This is a genomic window from Leptolyngbya sp. FACHB-541 (assembly GCF_014695875.1).
Taxonomy (GTDB): domain Bacteria; phylum Cyanobacteriota; class Cyanobacteriia; order Elainellales; family Elainellaceae; genus JAAUTN01.
On record NZ_JACJPC010000070.1, the window covers coordinates 1 to 17,314 of the forward strand.

The 17,314-nt window shown below is 46.3% G+C and carries 12 protein-coding genes; 2 read left to right on the forward strand and 10 right to left on the reverse strand.

What is annotated here, in order from left to right:
* Positions 1–76 precede the first annotated feature (76 nt).
* The 3 genes from H6G00_RS15615 to H6G00_RS15625 all read right to left on the reverse strand — a co-directional run bounded on the left by H6G00_RS15615 (position 77) and on the right by H6G00_RS15625 (position 3,886).
* A complete protein-coding gene (locus tag H6G00_RS15615; protein ID WP_242042294.1) occupies positions 77–550 on the reverse strand; it encodes a tyrosine-type recombinase/integrase in 474 nt (157 codons plus the stop codon).
* 267 nt (positions 551–817) lie between these two features.
* A complete protein-coding gene (locus tag H6G00_RS15620) occupies positions 818–3,064 on the reverse strand; it encodes a Piwi domain-containing protein (protein WP_190797454.1) in 2,247 nt (748 codons plus the stop codon).
* A gap of 15 nt (positions 3,065–3,079) precedes the next feature.
* Positions 3,080–3,886, reverse strand: a complete 807-nt coding sequence (locus H6G00_RS15625) for a PD-(D/E)XK nuclease family protein (RefSeq protein ID WP_190797455.1) — start codon at positions 3,884–3,886, stop codon at positions 3,080–3,082.
* Positions 3,887–4,114: 228 nt separating this feature from the next.
* Here H6G00_RS15625 and H6G00_RS15630 point away from each other — a divergent pair, with 228 nt between their 5' ends.
* Both H6G00_RS15630 and H6G00_RS15635 read left to right on the forward strand, forming a co-directional pair.
* Positions 4,115–4,477 carry a helix-turn-helix domain-containing protein gene (locus H6G00_RS15630; RefSeq protein ID WP_190797456.1) on the forward strand — a complete coding sequence of 121 codons (363 nt, stop codon included), beginning with the start codon at positions 4,115–4,117 and terminating at the stop codon, positions 4,475–4,477.
* 4 nt (positions 4,478–4,481) lie between these two features.
* Complete coding sequence (locus H6G00_RS15635; RefSeq protein ID WP_190797457.1) at positions 4,482–5,204, forward strand: ImmA/IrrE family metallo-endopeptidase; 723 nt, start codon at positions 4,482–4,484, stop codon at positions 5,202–5,204.
* 334 nt (positions 5,205–5,538) lie between these two features.
* Here H6G00_RS15635 and H6G00_RS15640 read toward each other — a convergent pair whose 3' ends face one another.
* The 7 genes from H6G00_RS15640 to pglX form a co-directional block, all read right to left on the reverse strand.
* Positions 5,539–5,988, reverse strand: a complete 450-nt coding sequence (locus H6G00_RS15640; RefSeq protein WP_190797458.1) for a hypothetical protein — start codon at positions 5,986–5,988, stop codon at positions 5,539–5,541.
* A 5-nt stretch (positions 5,989–5,993) separates the two neighbouring features.
* Positions 5,994–6,371 (reverse strand): hypothetical protein, encoded by a 378-nt coding sequence (locus H6G00_RS15645; protein WP_190797459.1) that lies wholly within the window; start codon positions 6,369–6,371, stop codon positions 5,994–5,996.
* Positions 6,372–6,396: 25 nt separating this feature from the next.
* Complete coding sequence (locus H6G00_RS15650) at positions 6,397–6,711, reverse strand: hypothetical protein (RefSeq protein ID WP_190797460.1); 315 nt, start codon at positions 6,709–6,711, stop codon at positions 6,397–6,399.
* A gap of 721 nt (positions 6,712–7,432) precedes the next feature.
* Positions 7,433–9,499: a BREX system Lon protease-like protein BrxL gene (brxL, locus tag H6G00_RS15655; protein ID WP_190797461.1), complete on the reverse strand. Its 2,067-nt coding sequence runs from the start codon at positions 9,497–9,499 to the stop codon at positions 7,433–7,435.
* A 13-nt stretch (positions 9,500–9,512) separates the two neighbouring features.
* Positions 9,513–12,008 carry a BREX-1 system phosphatase PglZ type A gene (gene pglZ, locus H6G00_RS15660; protein ID WP_190797462.1) on the reverse strand — a complete coding sequence of 832 codons (2,496 nt, stop codon included), beginning with the start codon at positions 12,006–12,008 and terminating at the stop codon, positions 9,513–9,515.
* The gene (locus tag H6G00_RS15665; protein ID WP_190797463.1) at positions 12,008–13,801 is read right to left on the reverse strand and encodes a DUF262 domain-containing protein; all 1,794 of its coding nucleotides are present in this window, start codon (positions 13,799–13,801) and stop codon (positions 12,008–12,010) included. Before H6G00_RS15665 ends, pglZ begins: the two co-directional genes overlap by 1 nt.
* Before the next feature lie 2 nt (positions 13,802–13,803).
* Complete coding sequence (gene pglX, locus H6G00_RS15670) at positions 13,804–17,310, reverse strand: BREX-1 system adenine-specific DNA-methyltransferase PglX (protein ID WP_190797464.1); 3,507 nt, start codon at positions 17,308–17,310, stop codon at positions 13,804–13,806.
* Positions 17,311–17,314: the final 4 nt, after the last annotated feature.

Here is a 17,314-nt window from a genome sequence, read left to right on the forward strand (position 1 = left end):
TGAGCTCTTCCTCACTCTCTTTAATCTCTAGCTTGTAAACTCCTGCCATATTCTACCGTTGAACCCTCTACAAGCTTTATACCATCTGTCGCCTTACTTTGGAGAATTGGTATAAAATAGCATCGGCAGACTCCGGGCAAATGCGTCCTCTCCCCCAGCGCCCTGGAAAGAGGTAAGGACGCGCAGCGAAGCTGATCTGTCTCGGATCGATCCGATACCCTTCCAGCAATTTCCTTAACTCCGGCGACACTGGAACAGATCGCGTCTCCTGTTTCCCTTTGGTTGTTGCCCGCCGAAAGGTAATGCGATCGCGCACCCGCCCATCTGTCCCATACACATCAGCCGTGTGCAGCGAACATGCCTCATTGACCCGCGCAGTCGTGTAGAGGCAGATGCCAAACAACGCTCGATCTCGCTCAGTCGGTAACCCCTCTATATAAGAGAGCAACGATAGGGAGGCGATCGCCTCCATTCCTGCCACTCTCCCTATCCAAACCAGTAGCCGCAATAGCTTCAGATCTGAAACCAACCCCACCTTGCCATCAAACAACCAAGCGATCTCCTGTGGCGAGAGGATCTTAGCTTAATCGTGGCGGTTGATTTTCACGGCTGAAGCAGTACGGGTGTTCAGCTCATTCTACATTAGGAAAGGACAATAAGTTAATCTATCACCCTCAAACACTGATTCTTTCGTAAGCCCAAGTCTTGAAACCAAGCAAACTTAAGAAAAACTTATCGTTGAGGAGTTAACCGGGACAAAACATCAAAGATTTTTCCGTCGATTCAGATTGCCATCGACAAAATTACTTTTGGAGAGCTAGAGCCAAAATTGGCGATCGCACTCAGGTACATAAACTCCATTCAGGCGTAAATCTGCTAACCGATCAGCACCGTGCAGCAACATCGGCAATCGGGGTGGCTTCAGGGCACCATGATGCAGTAGGGTCAGCTTCAAAGTGGCATCCATAATTTGCTCGATTGATGCTGGATGCCCTTCAGGGCGAACTGTTAGGCGAATTGGACGGGGAACTCCGATTCTGTCACTGACCTGGGTCGTGACCAGAATGGCTTCATGGCTGGAGAGTTTCAACCCAAGTCCGCGAGTCGGAGCCGCAATGCTACGCCCTCCCTCCGAGTTCGATCGCGGGAGGTTATAAAGCCTTGACGTACCGGATTTACGACACTCGACCAGAATGAACCGAGATTGGATCGCCGCTGCCCAGTTCAATAGGTGAGTAACCTCTTCGCCGCAGAAACGTCCATCTCGATAGATTAGAACTGTTTTTCCTCTCAATGCACCGGCTGGTAGTAGCGCCTCCAGAAACCGCTGCGGAATTTCTTCTCCCTCGATCGCGGCATCTTCCGACTTTGCTCGAATAAATTCTCCTCGATTACCGTACAAGCAGACTCCGGCACAAGCATTCATACTGCCTGACAACCGCCGCTTCTTGGAACGCGCCACGTCTAACCCAATAAAGACATCGGCAACCTGCAAGGGTTCTGCGAGAACAAAAGGAATGTTCCCTAATTTCGCCAGCACTCCCAGCATCACCTGATTCAAAACGTATCGAGTTTCTTTCCGAAGTGTCTCTTCATAAATGAACTGACTAGCGATCTGGCGGCGCAGCAGCTTCGAGTAAATCCGGTGGTAGAGGCTACCGCTCTCGTCATCGTCACAACTGCGATCGCTTTGGGGCAGGAAGACAAACATGATGTCCGGCTTGATTGTCATCAACTCATCCAGTTTGTCCTCCAGCGTCGCTCGACCCTCTGGACTGTTCCAGTTCTCCACTGAAATGGCTTCGGTGCTGGAGTTGAGTTGTAAGCTGGGAAACTTATAGCGATCGAGTTGCTGCCGCACCTGCTGCATAAATCCATTCACCTGCGCTTCGGGCTTGAGCAGGTTTAGTACCGCGAGCCGAACGGGTCTTTCTGAAGCATTTTGATAGTCCCGGTGCCGCTGATAAACTCCTCCACTCGCCAGTCCACGTAGGATGCCGCTGTAGAGTCCTGCCACAGCGTTTCCGAATTGAATTGGAGTTTGCTCAATCGGCTGCTCTGGTAACCAGAACAAGTCCCCGTTGCCTCTGCCGTTAATCGCTTTGAGAAATTGAATGCCGTAGGGTCGCAGTGCTTCCTTTGCGGCTGCGCTGTATTCCCTCAGGAGTTGCTGACGATCTGCATACGATATTTTGGTTTGCTCCAGCAGAGTTCCAAAATCAACGTCTAACTGATTGGCGGTTTCGGCGGTGACGCAGGGTCGCAATGCCGCCATTGCATAGGGGTAGAGGCGTTTGCTGTTTTGCCCAAAGCGCACAGCCACCACTGGCTGATCTGCCGGAGCTTCTTCCAGTGCTGTACGACTGATAGCGCCACTGGCTTTTGTGAGTAGAACATTCTTATGCTCTGCGATCGTTCCAACAATCTCTTCGATAGTCGCGGTGCTATCGGTGTCCAGGGTTTCAACCTTCAACCCAACCAGCAACCGCTCAGGGTTCTGGCGGTAGGGGTGATTCGCCAAGAAGCCATCTAACGTCCCCTGAAACGTAATGCGGCTGTGGGGAGATAGTGCGATCGCCGGATAAATCATTTGGTTGATTTCAACCGTCGCTGCCCCAAAGTCTGCTCTCCGCTTGACCTCAATGCTCTGCTCCGAATATACAGTCTTGGGTCGAAACGGTTGGCTGACATCCAAAATCTGTTCTGCAAAGGCGGCAATAATATCTGGAGTCACCTGCGGATTCCGCGATCGCTGAAATCGCCACTCTGGGTCAGAAGGTTCACAAATCTCACGGTGGATGTATTCCAGCGCCCCCGTCCATTCTGCATCCGCTGGTAGAGTCTGTCCCTGCTTCGCCAGGGCATAAAAAAGACCCTCCTTCCAAACCACAATGACGTTTGGGAAGTACCGTGAAAAGCGGTAGCTCAGCCGCAACCCATCTTCACGATCTGTCAGGGGTGACAATCGGAAACTAATCAAGTTCAGATCGGTATGGCTCAGAACAAAAATTTCGCTCAGGCAGTTCTTATCCTGAACAACTGGCTGGGCAGCTAATGCAATCATAGTTAGGATGCTCCACTAAGCGGCAAATTGACAAACGGATTGAAATTGGCAAGTTTGGCACTGGTAACCGGGATGGGGCGGGAATATCTGTTCAAACGATGCTGATTTGCCCCTGTAGCGCTGCAAGTCGTTTTGATGTCGTTGGGCAAATTGAAACAGATCCATCTCCAATACCTGCAATTGCACGGCTGATGCCCGAATTGGATCTGACCAGGTTTGCGATTCCAGGTTGTAAAAAGAGGCGATCGCCTCCTGGTTAGGGTAGAGATGCTGGGCAGCCAGCAGGTAGACGTAGGCTTGGCGGCGGTCAAACTGGGATTTTCCAGTCTTAAAGTCGATGATGTACAGTGTGCCGTCTGGTTCGAGGACAATGCAGTCGATTGCGGCAAACAGATTACACTCGCGGTTTCCCGAACGCAGCAGGATGGGTTCAGGAAAACCTTCGTCTCCCCGGCTCAACTCAAGAATGTTTTTGCCCAACAGTACCGGGTTCGCCCGATAGTTGACCAGGACCTGATTGACGCGATCGCGAACCTCCTGACTCCTGTGCTCTAAATCGAGAATTACCGCCACCTGACGCACCCCATCGTCACTTGTCAACCGACCCATGTCCTGGTGAAACTCATAAATCCCCTGTTGTGCAAGCAGCCCAATTTCCTGATAAGTCGTTTCCTGCTGAATCAGGGGTGCAATCTCTGGTTCTTTGGCACGAGCTTTCAGAAAGCCCCGCTTCATGGGGCAGTGCCGCTGCTCCTGCCCGATTGCTGGCTCAAACAGGGACCAGAGGTTGTAACTGAAGAACGGTCTCCAAACAGTCTGCATTGGGGCAATCTCCTCACGACAGGAAGGACTACTAACACTAAGTATCTCAAGAAGAATTAGTACAAAATTACCAGTGAAACTCTATATACAGACACTTCAGATGAAGCGCACGCTAGGTAAAGTGGTCTTAGGGTTGATTTTTCTCGTCAACCTTCTGCCATAACATAATTCATGTTGATTTCTGTCGTCAACCCCCGCTATGATCAATCTGTCAGTAGGGAGGTTGTAGTGGATCAAACCTTTGGTAAACGGCTTCGAGAGGCTCGACGGAGCAAGGGGTTCAGTCAACGGGACTTAGCTGGTTTGGTTGAGGTTGATTACACTTACCTATCCAAGTTGGAGAACGATCGCGCTGATTATCCACCGAAGGAGGATGTGATTCGGGCACTGGCTCATCACCTTGAACTGGATGCTGAAGAACTCAGCTACCTGGCAGGGCGAATTACTCCCGAAGACGCAAAAGTAGTGCAAGACCTCGCCAAGACTCATCAAAAACAAATGCCAGTTTTGCTTAGAACAATTCGGGATAATCCAGAAATCGCACAGCGGATTTTGCAAGAGGCGCAACAGGAAGAGCAGTCGGAGGACTAATTAGGTGGGAGTGATTAAGCCGTATCGACAACTGAATAAATGTCAAATCGAGCAGCAGGCGGATAAAGTGCTTGCAGCGATGCAGGCTCAGGACTACATGCCAAAGAGGTGGACAAACCTGGCTGAACGGACGGCTGACTTCTTTGACCTTGGGGTTAATTGGATGTCATTCGACCCAGAACGTGACGGCGTTATTGCTGCCAAAATCTACCCAACCGAGAAACAGATCGAGTTGAACTTGGAGTTCCAGGCACTGCACACGAATGAAGGACTTTATCAATCAACTGTTGGGCACGAGGTGGGACACTGGGTGCTGCATGTCAACCAGGGTGAAGCCGATGGAACGATGACTCAGGGTGAGCTGCCACTGACTCCGGCAATGGACAGGCAAATCTTTCTGTGCCGCACTGTGGACGAGCAGGTGATTTATCGGAATACCCAGCGCACCCAGGAAGATTGGCGCGAGTGGCAAGCCCAGTATTTCTCTAGCTGTTTGCTCATGCCTCGCTTCAAGATTGAGGAAGTTCGTCAAGGACGGAATCTCTTGAACTGGAGCCACCTGAAAGCCATTCAAGAGGAACTTGGGGTTTCACAACGGAATCTCATCCATCGGCTAAAAGACCTGGAGTTGATTGAGGAGAGCGGTAATCGGCTTTATCCCGGTAAGAGGCTGAAGTCTGGTGAGCCGTTATTGACATGGCAGGAATCGTCATCTACCCCAAATTAGGTTCTCCTAAAGCAGGAGAGTAGTTGAGGGCAATGCTGAGAGAGGTTCTCAGTTCTGTCGATAAACTAATTTATCGACAGAACTCATAGGTCTCCTATAATTCTGTCGATTCACCACCTAATCGACAGAATCGAATGGTCAGTCCTCATCTGGAATTAGAGCGCGATCGCCTCCTTCAACTCATCCAAGCCATCCGCAACTTTGGGAGTGTGGCTCCGCTCAATGTCTGGATCAGCCCTGCGCCCAAAGGCGAGCATATCTACTACAAGAAGAGTTAGGTAGCAGCAACTGCTATAGTAATCTGCTTAAGCTACACGCGAGCGAATAGGGAGTACTATGATACATCAACAAACAATATGTGTTTATCAAAACAACTTTCCAGTTCAAAGTAATCGCTTATAAATTCACGCTCTACCTTAAAACAACTTGAAATATCTTTTTCACTTTGCGAGAACTCTGCTTTTTTAGCGGAAATTATTTGCTCTATTGCATTCCAGATATTTCTATTTACCATGAAGAAAGAGGAAACTTTGCAATCAAAAATATAGTTTATAACATCATCAAAATTTTCGACTTTCTCAGTAAGAGCCTGTTCAGTTACACTAACTCTCTTTAAAGCTATGGGTTCAAAGCATTGAGATATTACATCTTCAATACGCGCATCGAATCGGCTTTGAGCTTCAAATAAAGTTTTGACTGATTTATAGATAGATTCCCAATCTGAAATCTTTAGAAGGCTATCAGAGTAGCCTGTAAATTTGTAAAAGTGAAGAACCTGAGGCATATAATCTATTCCTTCTGTGAGCGTTTTCGGGCTCTTTCAAGGATATTCATTGCATCTTTATTTTCCTCGACAAAACTGATTATAGATTCTTCAGAATTTAATCCTATGCTATCTAAGATATTTTCAAAAGCGTGACAGTCAAACCACAATATTTCTACATCCTGATTTTCATTTTTAAAGGTTTCTAGAACCTCCTGTGCTTCTCCTGCCACCTCATTTACTGGAAAAATGAATATGTACCCAGGTGGCTTTCCATTGTTTGTCCATAACGGATTCAATGCACGAATGGCATCCGAAACAGTTCTGACAGCAATATACCTACTCTCTGGCGAGGTTTTAAACTCAACAATTCTGCCATCAGGAAGAGGATATTTGTAGTTCAAACAGTACCTCGCATTTTTACACTAACTAAGCAACATCATCAAAAGGTAATTCTAGCTGAATAAATTCCTCAGACGAATTAGCTTTCTTCTTTGTCTTTTTGTTTTGCTTCTTCTTATGTTTCAAAGTAGATTTGAGTAAATTTCCTGCCTTACGACTGATCGTTATAAAGTCGGCGCATTCAGCATTATCTGACAAGCCACCAACATAGTCCTTACCTGCCTCCATACCAAATTTGTTCATAAATGTGGCAACAATACCCTTTGACACCCTGTCCAAAAAAGTACCTTTATCCTTTTTAGGAAGGTCGTCAAAACTCTGAACTTGAGCAAGGCTCTTCAAGAGAGTACTGTTTGCTGATCTGATATTTCTGGGCGGCATAAACGTTAAAGCGCAAGTATAAATACATAAGGTGCGTGCTGATCCGAATACACCCTTTCTTTGCAGATTATCATTCTTACAATACACTTGCACGCACCTTTACAGCTTCAATCACCTCTCTACGAGTGTAATCAGAATAGCTTGAAGCTTCAAAGAGCATTCTGGTCACTACCCGGTATTAAGTGCATAGCGACCAAATTTAACCGCATCCGCAACCATCAGTTCTATTGTCGTAAACGAGGCATTCGCCTGAATGTCCCACCACCGAGTTGTCCAACGACCGATACTCTCCGCTGAGCAATGCTAACAAACGTTGGTTGATGCCAGCGTACACAACCAGATTGAAGGCAAATTTGGAAAAGCCAAGGGACGCTTTAGTTTGGCTTGAGGGATGGTGAAACTCTCCAACGCAGCCAAAACTGCTATCACTATCACCCTCTTAGTGATGAACCTAGAGCAGGTGTTCTGGGGTTTATTTTTGTCCTCCTGTACTGGGCTATAGTATTAGCAAGATAGCTCTAGCAACAACTCCATAGCTTTCGCAGATCGCTTTAGCTGCTTAATTTCGATCGTCCTCAGTCATTCTTTGTTGATTTCGATTTTGACTTTCTTAGCAAACCTCAATTAGAACACATCCAGAAAAAGGTAGATATTCTTAAAGTCAGCAGGAAGTCAGCAGGAGCTAATCTCTCAAAACTTGGTCCTTAACAAAGGTTATCTCGAAAGCTTTACATGCTCTGAATTGTTGAAGTCGATTAGCAAAAGCGAAAGTATCGTTCATATCGTAGTGTTGGAAGATGTCTAAACCTCGGTCTAAAAGAATTTTCCACCCACAATCAGTTGTGATGTGTCGAGCATGTATTGTTCCGCTTTTATCAAATGTCCATGTAAAATTTATGCCTACCGTGTTGCAAGACTCCTGAATTCTTTCAAAGTACTCCTGCTGTTGAATACTTTTGAAGTCGTCCTCTGCTGTAACTAGGTGAACAGAGACTTCTTCCTCAAAATCCTTATATTTCACAATTGTTTCAAGGAACTCCATAAAGTTACGCACTTGATAAAAGAGACGTATGTATGGATCAGTAACAATTATTCTTTTTGCTCCGGATAGGTAGGGAGCAAAAAGAGTGTCAAAAGAAACGCCCCGTTGATTCTCCTGAAAAGTGAGATGTTTTTCCTTCAGGTCAACATTCGTTAGTGCAGTAGCCTCCTGAGGAACAGGTGTTGACTGTAAAGAGGTATCAACAAGCGCAGAGTTCTCGATGCTCACCTCGCCTACAATCTTGTGGTAGTAGTGAGGATACTCTTCTTCTTCTAAGGTGGTAACCGATTTAGAGTGGTTTGAGCCATCAAAATAAATAAATTGGACAGGTGAGTAGGTTGAGTCAATACGCATCAGCTGATCTTTAACCCGCTTCCGTCCTTCAATTGCAAACTTAAGGAGTTCCTCAACCTCCTGTGTGGTAGCTTCATTATGTGGAAAGAGTATCTTCATCAAGCCGGAAAAGGTTTTATTAATTCCATCCTTATCTCGAGTAGAAATGTCTGAAGATAAGGAGAACTGCTCTTTGTAGCGATCTGAATAATCACGACTCCTAAATGCCCGGAGGATCTCAGCGAGGTAGTCTACTACGAATCCATAGCCACTTGAAAACATTTCACCTCGAATGATGTCCACTTCCCATCCAGGAATGTAGAAGTGAATGCGATCAAGGAAAGCAGAATCGTAGAATTTACTAGGCAACTCTTCAAACAGATCAGAATGTTTAAGCATGTAGGGAACATTGTGTTGTGTGTTCCCTACAAAGACCATTGAGGCTTCTGCACCCAACGTTTCGACACCACGCGAGAAAGACTTGTTTGCCATGTAGTTCTTCATGATGTCCACAAGGGACTTATCGACCCGCTTCTGCTTCCCAGCAAACTCATCAAAGGCTACGACATCCCAGTAGCCAACCAAGCCAACCTTCCCAGAAGCGTTGTTGACAAAAAGTTTAGGGACAGTGACTTCACCACCAGAGAGCAGGATGCCGTGAGGTGAAAACTCAGAGTAAATATGGGACTTACCGGTTCCCTTAGGTCCAAGCTCAATCAGGTTGTAATTGCGTTCACAGAAAGGGATTAGACGGATCAGCTGCATCAGCTTGCTCCGCTTGCCAAATAAATCTGGATTGAAGCCAATGCTTTGAATGAGCAGATCGATCCACTCATCTGTCGTAAACTGCTTACGAGCCTCTACATAACCCTCAAAATCGAAGTGGGATAACTGGATGGGTTTCAGTGTGGAAAGGATCCAGGGGCTGGTATTTGTATTTTCGGTGAACTCATATTCGATGTCTGCAATACACCAGACCCCGCTGACCAATAATTTGGGATGAGTTTTAACTGTGCCAGAATCAACCAGCACTTTCTTAATGCCAAGATTCGCGAACTCAGCCTCGTAGACATCAGCTTTGTCATTTAAGGCAACGCTGATTTTATCAATAACTTTGTAGCGACCTCTTTCCTTAATGTTGGAGCGTATAAGTCCAGCCTCGTTTCTATGTACATAGTGCTTAAGTAATATTTCCTTGACAGTTTCTATTCCCGTTTGAATAGAGGCTTCGTCATTGGTCGCACAATACTGACCTAGCAAGTATTCCAGGACATAGGATGGAACGATCGCATTTCCCTTGACAGTCTTGACAAGATCTTTCCGAACAACGAGTCCCGGAAAAAACGTATTTATCTTTTGGTCAAGGTCAGTCATGATTCACCTGTCCCTAAAAATCGAAATCACTGGTAAATGACCGTCGCATCATATACCGAAGTGATTTGTACTCTTTGTAATGTGAGGTGCCTGTTAGCTTTTCATCGAGTCGTAGAATGACCTCTTGCCCGTTAGCATCATCAGCCTTGCGGGTTAGCACAAACCGAACTTGCAGCTCCCGTTCCCTTGAATTATCTGAAGTTAAATCAAACGTTAGGTCGTGGGAATCAGAGATTAGATCTCCAGACTGAGTATAGATGCCAGCTCGCAGGTTCCTCGACTGCACTTTGTCAGTTACGGGTTGTGCTTGATAAAGGGTAACAGCCACTTGCCCAGAAGTGATTGCTGAATTTGAACCTCTGATAATCTCAACTTCTACGGTAGAAATATCGCTCTGTCGCTTCTTATTAATACGAACAACTGGAATCACGACTTCTTGTAGTGATGCCCCACCGTGAACAAACCGTATACTTGAACCCCTAAGACGCAATCGGTTAATGGATTTAGGGATCAAGACTTCTATATCACCGCTCAACCCCAGTTCTGATGATTGGAACTTACGGAAGCTTGTCTTTTCCTTCAAGCCTTTCCCAAGAACAAACCGTCTATCTCGAAACAGGATTTGATTACCTTCTGCTTCTTCCTGGGCAAAGTCGCTCTCCTCGATCGCTTGATTCTGATAGATAAAACCATGATCAGAAGTTACTAGTAGATTACTAGCGTTAGCTCCCGTCAGCTTCTTAATCAATCGAATCAACTCTTGAAGGGTTTCTTCTACTGCATCAAATACCCGGTCTTCTGTAACTGGCTTACCAGTGGAATCAATGCGATTGTGGTAGATATAAACAACATTATGATCACGCACGAGCGATCGGCAGTCTTCTCGATTCAACGCCATAAGTTCTTCTGCCTTGATCGCCGTTACTCGTTGTGGATTGGAGCGGTCAAGGATTTTGATGCGGTTAGCAGTGCCTTGTGAGCTTTGCCCATCGACTTCTACAGTTCCAGTTTGATTGTCTGCCAGGGTTAATACTGTATTGGGCAGTAAAGCCGCCATGCCTAGTTGAGTATAGCTGGGCAGCATAGACAGGGCGGGTTCTAGCGTGGCATCATACCGATCTTCCTGGCGAATGAGGCTTAATAACTCATCACCAATTTCATACCGGAAAGCATCGGAGATAATGACGTAAACTTTATTGTCTTTCTCTAGAAAGGGTTGCACCCAACGCTTGAAAAAGTTTTTCTGTAGAGGAATGGACGCTGCTTCCCATTTCGTTACAACATCAACGAAGGACTGCCAGCGATCGTTCACCTTTAGTAAGTAGTTATTGGAATAAAGCTTCTCAATTTGGTCGCTCAATGTAGCCATCAAGGAAGCCTGCCCAGAGCCTCGGACGTGGTAAACAAACTTGCGATAGAGCTGGTCTATGCGAAACCAAGAACGGGTATAGCGCTCAATGCCGTCTGTTAGAGAGTTCATTGTCAGGTTCGCTTCATCGAGAGCATGGATAAATTGGGATGCGTAATCTACAGCTTCATACAGATGCTGAAACTCACGATACCAATGTCCTTGTCGTCGTTGGCGCGCCCAAAGAGTCACATCACCACTAGAGACGGTTCTTGAAGCTACCGCACGTACCAAATCGCTGACGATCTTTTGATCAATTAAACGGAAGTAATCCAGCTCCAGCAGTTCACGAAAGTCCCGCTTGCCTAAATCATGCTCAATCCCAAGGATCTCTGCACACTCCCCAGAAAGGGTTTCAAAGGACTCCTCAAATTGGCGGCTGTCCTTCCAACGCTTCAAAAAGACGATCGCATCACTGGTCAGTTGAACCTGTCCATCCGTTCCCATGGCATAGCAGGACTTGAATAGCTCGATGCAGAAGTCTTGAATACCAGGTTCCTTGGAATCGTAGCCATAGTGTCGCTTCATCTGTTCCCAGAGAAACTTATCCAGGCTGCAACGCTGAATTAGTTTAATTTTTTCATCCCGCTTGTCGGCTAGCTCTGCTAAAAGGTTCTCTAGCACTGAATCAATCCGAGGTTCTGAACCTGCACACACAGCTAGCATCTTTAGCCGAATCATGCCAGACGTATCATCAGGTTTAAGCAACCGCTTCAGAGCATCCTTACGCTTAATAGCTCGATAAAATTCTGCGTGAGTCTGCACCACATCAGCAAAATCGAGTCCCAATTCCAGTTCAGAAAGCCACAGTCCTATTTGATCAGTGCGGAATTCGCCATGGGCTAGTTGGACATCGAGCAGCCAATTGTCCAAGTCATCTGGTTGAGGTCCTTCCCGGTAAAGCAAAAACTTCTGTGCCGGCTGCTCTCGCAGAATGCGGTACTTCACCCCAAACTCATTGTTGGTCAGTTCGATCTTTTCAATACCCGCTAATTGCAAACCCTCAAAGTCAGCTCGCAATTCTTGTTTAGCGTCGTACCAGAAAATAATACGATGGCGCTCAAATAATCGGGTTAAGGCTTGGGCAATCCGATTTTCCATTAAACCACCTCTCCAAGAGATTGGAAGAGCTGTTTCAAATGCTGCGATCGCGCCCAGAAAAACGTTTGAAAGTCCTCGAAGTTCAAACTGGTTCCATCCGGAATGTGTAACTGTGCCAGAGTTAGCCCCGTCTGCCGCGCAAACCAGTCTTTTAATGGTTCATCCAGCTTAGAACGGTTCCTGGAAGCGTCTAGTAGTTGTAGATTGACGATGCTGTTCCAGTGATCTGGGTTCTGGTAAAAGGCTCTCAGGTCTGCGTTATCGGTTAAAAACTCATGCGTATCTAGTCGGTTGGGGGAAAACGCGATTCCAGGATGCAGATGGTCTTTGTCTAAAGCCAGGTTGTAGTTCAGATCAGGCTGAATCAAAGCCAAAATTGAGAAGCAAGCAGGGTCGTCTTTCTGAGTTTTGAGCAGGCGATCGATGAAGTCGTCGTCGAACCGCAGATCTTTACTTTTCCCACGGTATTCTTCAACGATGTGAGCCAGTGGAAAGAGTGGCTCAGTGAGGTGGTCTCTGATCACTTTTCGGAGGTTGGTGAGGACCGAATCGGCTTGTCCCCCAAACACACCCTTCAAGAGCGACATATGCAGCCACTGCCGGATAGCCTTACGTTCAGGGGTGTATTTCTCTAGAGGCTTATTAATTTCTGTCCAGAGATGCTTCTTGTAAAGATAGTAAGCGATGGGAATCGCTGCATTTTTGGCGCGTAAGGATGAATCATTGAGACCAAAGGAGCGAATGAGGCGGAAAGTTGCCAGGATGCAAGCTTTGATGTTTTCCCACTCCTGCTCGACCTTGCCCACCTGATCGTTGGTGAAATTCTTCACTTTAAACCGGACATCGGCATCGGTTAGCGTCAAGGCTGTCTTCAGCACGAAATCTCGATTGATCGAGAACTCCATATCTGCGCCGAACCGCACTGCATCTACCAGGTCATCAATCTGCTGCCGAGCGTCGTGCCGCCAATTAGCGATGGCGATCGACATTAATAAGTCAGAAAATGCCAAGGGGGTGCCACCGTGGTTGGTGCGGATGAAGATATCCAGCACATGATCGATGGTTTGGTTGGTTGCGTTGTAGTAGTGGATGACCTGATCTCGCCGGATCGCAAAGTAGAGACGAGTCAAGGTCTTGCGGGCAAAACGGTTTTCGGTTTGTCCTGCCTTTCCCAGAAAATCCATCACGATATCGAGGATGTCATCGTCGGCTTCAGCGTTCGACCAGTCCAGGATATCGCCAACCAGAAACCAGAATTTGTCTGGCTTGGTTTGGTCGGCTTGCCATTGAGAAGCTGTCAGAAAGCGGAATTCATAGCCCATCATCTCCTCGTTTTCTTCTTCGTCTAGCGGATTAGCTAGATTTAGATAGAGACGGCGGGGGGGAAGAATACTATCGTCCTTCGTTTTGGGCCACCACTTGCGGGATAGTTTGTAGGCGTAGGTGCCCTTCAAGCCAATGTATAGCGAGGTCAGGCGCTGCTGACCATCAATCACCGCATGAAAATCACCATGCCCAGTAGTGCTGAATTCTGGATTATTTTCTTCAAATCGCTCACAGTAACGTTCTAAGAACTGATAAAAGCGGAAGCTCTTTTTGACTTCAGGGTCTTTGACTTCCCAGAACATAAAGGTGTTGATGGGATACCCCCGCATGATGGAGTCAAAGAGGGTACAAATTTGCGAGCTGCTCCAGGTGAATTTCCGCTGAATGGCAGGAAGCAGGTACTTACGGTTCACCACATGCTGAACCGCTCTCTCAATGGTGATTGCCTTTTCGTATTCGCCAGCCATTGCTAATCTTCTACTGCCTCAAGACCCGGTATTTTTTTCAGAGCTGCACCAAACTTGCCGTAGTTTATCCTAACCCCATCGTCCAGGTTGATTTCTACCCGTTCCGTTGCCAGAGGATAAAGTACTTCCCGCTCGTAGCTCTCCAACTCATCGATCGCCTTCCTTAGAGACTCAATTTCCTTTAGGGCTTTGGTCTTTTCTGCAGCAGAGGCGGCAGTGCTAATGCTTACCGCTTCTAGATGGCTCCTATGGGATACTAGCTTAGTGCGGAACTCGCGCAGGTAATCGTTGAGCACGACACTAACGGTGTCTGGACGGTAGCGGTGCATGTAGATAAGGGCATTGAAGGTGCCTTTGGGGCTGGAAAATAGCCAGTAGATTGGTCGTTTTTTGTAGCGGCGAATGTGATCGTTGTAGAAGTCGCGCAGGAAGTACCTTCGGATGTCCTTGCCAATGGCTTTTTCAAGGAATTTGAGATTTTCCGTGTAGTGCTCTTCTCCAAAGGTGACACGCAGGAACTTGCGGAAGCGCTCGGAGATGTCGTCAGGGAACCAATCGCCATCAAGCATGGGAATGACGTTATCGGCATCAGCGGGAAACGTGGGGTTAGGAATTTGCTGGAGGTAGTCTTCGATCGTTTCGCCCTGGTTGGCGAGGATAAGACCGGGTTTATTAAGAGAGAATCGACCAAACATGCAGCCAACAGCGTAGGAGATGAACTCACGCATAGTGTCGGCTAACAAGAGGGCTTCTAACTCCTCTTCTGTTTTGTCGCTTCCATAGCGGTAGTAGGGATTGCAGGTAAGAGTAATTTCGTTAAGAGAAACTTCAGGTGTCAGCTCATCTTGTAGTCCATAAGCATCAATGAAGATACGGTTGTTTTCTTCTTCTAACTGTTTCATTATTTGTGTCATCTCTAACCAGTGCTTTCGCAATTCTGAGTAAGCATCTATTAATTTGGTTTGATAATGATTAACAATTAGAAGGGGAAACTTAGCAAAGTCCCAAGAAGTCTCGTACGAGTTCCAATCTTCTTCTGATAAGCCTCGGCATTTTTGAGCAATTTCTGACGGTTGAGAAGTCTGTAAGGTTACAATCGGCAAGCGGCTAAGAGGACCTTCATGATAATCCAATGTAGGCGACATTATAAGCAGTAATTTATTAATGACATGTGTATTTGTGAGGGCTAAGAGAAAGAGGCGTTGTTCTTCTGTATCTGAAAAACAAACAGATCCCTTACTTTCAAATATCATTCCCTCTGGTAAATATCGCATTGATAACGAGCTGCTTGTTATCGTTGACCAAGTAATGCCAGGCTTAAATATCCTGTCAAGATTAAAATTAGTAGCTCTAATTCTTCCTGTGTGATGCTTTGTAGTTCTTAACTCGTAGCCATCGTTAAACCAGTCAATAACGAACTCTTGGTTTCCAAACCATCTTCTAAAAGAACCGCCCTTACTTACAGGAAACCATCGAACCCCAGATTTCACTGACTCTTCTCTGTTAGTAGCTGTGAAGCAAATATTATGATGGGAAACTTCATGCCAATTCTTCAAGAATCTCTCATTATCTCCTGTCACGATGCCATGAGTTGGTGATCCAACTGAGCCAAGGGAATCTGATTCTTCAAAAATCTTTCTTACCTTTTCACTTACCCAGTAAGCGATCGGGCTGCCAGGAATTTTCCTGAAGTCTTGCTTTCTAACTCGGAAAATCTTGGTTTTCTTGCTGCTCAAAAAAACTTTTTCCTTGTCAGCTGCTTGTGGCGCATCATTTAGGTTCAAATAGCTGCCTAATACTTCACTTGGGTAGTTATTTAATACAAAGGCGCAAGCTTGAGCAACTTTAGAGTTTAGTTCGGGGAAGCTATTATAGCCAATTTGAATAAGAGCCAGGATGTCTTGATTGTTAAGTAAAGCTTGTCTTAACCTCTCGAAAGATGACAAAAACATCCAACTTTGCATAGTGATCATAGCTACTAGACCTTTCTTTACAGAGAGGTCTAGGTTCCGCTCGATGAACATGGCAAATAAGTCAGTTTTGCTATCAGGATAATTCTTTTTTGCCCAATCTCCAAGTTGTTCATTCATTCCACTTCCACCCATATAAGGCGGATTGGCAATTACTATATGATATTTGGGGCTAAGGTAATCAGCTTGCTGCAATACCTTCAATACCTTCTGATGAATTTGATAGAGCAACAACTGCCCCCCAATATCCTTCTCTTCCAACAGTCTCAAAACATCTCTAACATCTGCCACAACTGGACGAATTAAAGACCCCAAATTGTCTGCTTCTCTAAATTGATGCAGAGTTTCCAGTAACGGAACCGTAAATAGATTTCGTCCAATAAAATCCATGTAATCCTTCAGTTCTCCATCTGCAAACTGAATGCTTTCTAATATGCAAATATTTGGCTGAATTGGCTTACGGAAGAAACGACGCTGTTTAGCTCTTGCCTTCATCGTTAGGGCAAAAGCTGCTAGTGTCCCGGCTCGTTCATCAATCTCGATACCATACAGGTTATAAGTCAAAATCTTTTCAGGTATTTCCGGCTGCTCGTAGCCTTCCTCTTCATAAATGGCGTACAGCAGGTCAAACGCATAAACCAACATGTGCCCAGAGCCACAAGCTGGATCGCAAATCTTAATTTCCTCTGGTTTGTTAATCCGCAAGAAGTCCGTTTCTGCTTGCTCAGGCTGGATGTAATATTCCATCTGCTCAATCAGCCGTGATTTGGGACGGTTCAGTAGCCACAAGCGACCTAAGGAGTTTTCTACCAGGTAGCGCACAATCCAATGGGGCGTGAAGAGTTGGGTGGCTGCTGGAATATTCTCTGGAGTGATTTTTTTCTTCTTCTTGAGATCGGTAAACACCTCATCTTTTTTCTCGGAAATGTAGAACTGGTACAACCACCCCAGCACCTCCACATCCTCACAAGCATCCGGAGTCATCGCCTCACGGGTATAAGCCAGTATGGAGTTGCCGGAGAGCAAATCATCTGGCATCAGCAGTTCAGTGTAGTCATCAATCCGCTCAAACAGATAAGGCATTGCCCTGTAGTAGCCATCACATGCTGCAACCACAAGCAGACGATACGCCTCAGTCTGGGCATCGGGGCTGGGTGCAGAGCCATCCAACAACGCAAAAATCTTTTTTCGAAGCGGCTGCGGCACCATCTCCTCATCAATGTGCCCCATCTTCGCTTCCGCCAAAATCTCTGGCTGAAACTGCCCTTCCGCCGGGGACACCACTCCAATGCGAGTGTAGCGGTTCACATCCATAAACCGCAGCGCACAAAAACGGTTGAACCAGGTGTAGGCTACTCGTTCAACCAACCAAGCTTGCCCACAGTCTTTAATCTGTTCTTCCAGCTTTAGTACCGCTTCTCCATTCTCCCGTCGAGCTAAGCTATCGGCATCTAGCACCAATTTCAACTTGGCTGCAACCTCTTCCATCAGCCGACGACGGGCAAACTGAGCGAATTTTTTGAGTTTTGAGGTGTCCATAATG

Bases quoted from the DNA above. Each gene is read 5' to 3' on its own strand.
- H6G00_RS15640 (WP_190797458.1), bottom strand. From the start codon at position 5,988: ATGCCTCAGGTTCTTCACTTTTACAAATTTACAGGCTACTCTGATAGC.
- H6G00_RS15625 (WP_190797455.1), bottom strand. From the start codon at position 3,886: ATGCAGACTGTTTGGAGACCGTTCTTCAGTTACAACCTCTGGTCCCTG.
- brxL (WP_190797461.1), bottom strand. From the start codon at position 9,499: ATGACTGACCTTGACCAAAAGATAAATACGTTTTTTCCGGGACTCGTT.
- pglZ (WP_190797462.1), bottom strand. From the start codon at position 12,008: ATGGAAAATCGGATTGCCCAAGCCTTAACCCGATTATTTGAGCGCCAT.
- pglX (WP_190797464.1), bottom strand. From the start codon at position 17,310: ATGGACACCTCAAAACTCAAAAAATTCGCTCAGTTTGCCCGTCGTCGG.
- H6G00_RS15620 (WP_190797454.1), bottom strand. From the start codon at position 3,064: ATGATTGCATTAGCTGCCCAGCCAGTTGTTCAGGATAAGAACTGCCTG.
- H6G00_RS15665 (WP_190797463.1), bottom strand. From the start codon at position 13,801: ATGGCTGGCGAATACGAAAAGGCAATCACCATTGAGAGAGCGGTTCAG.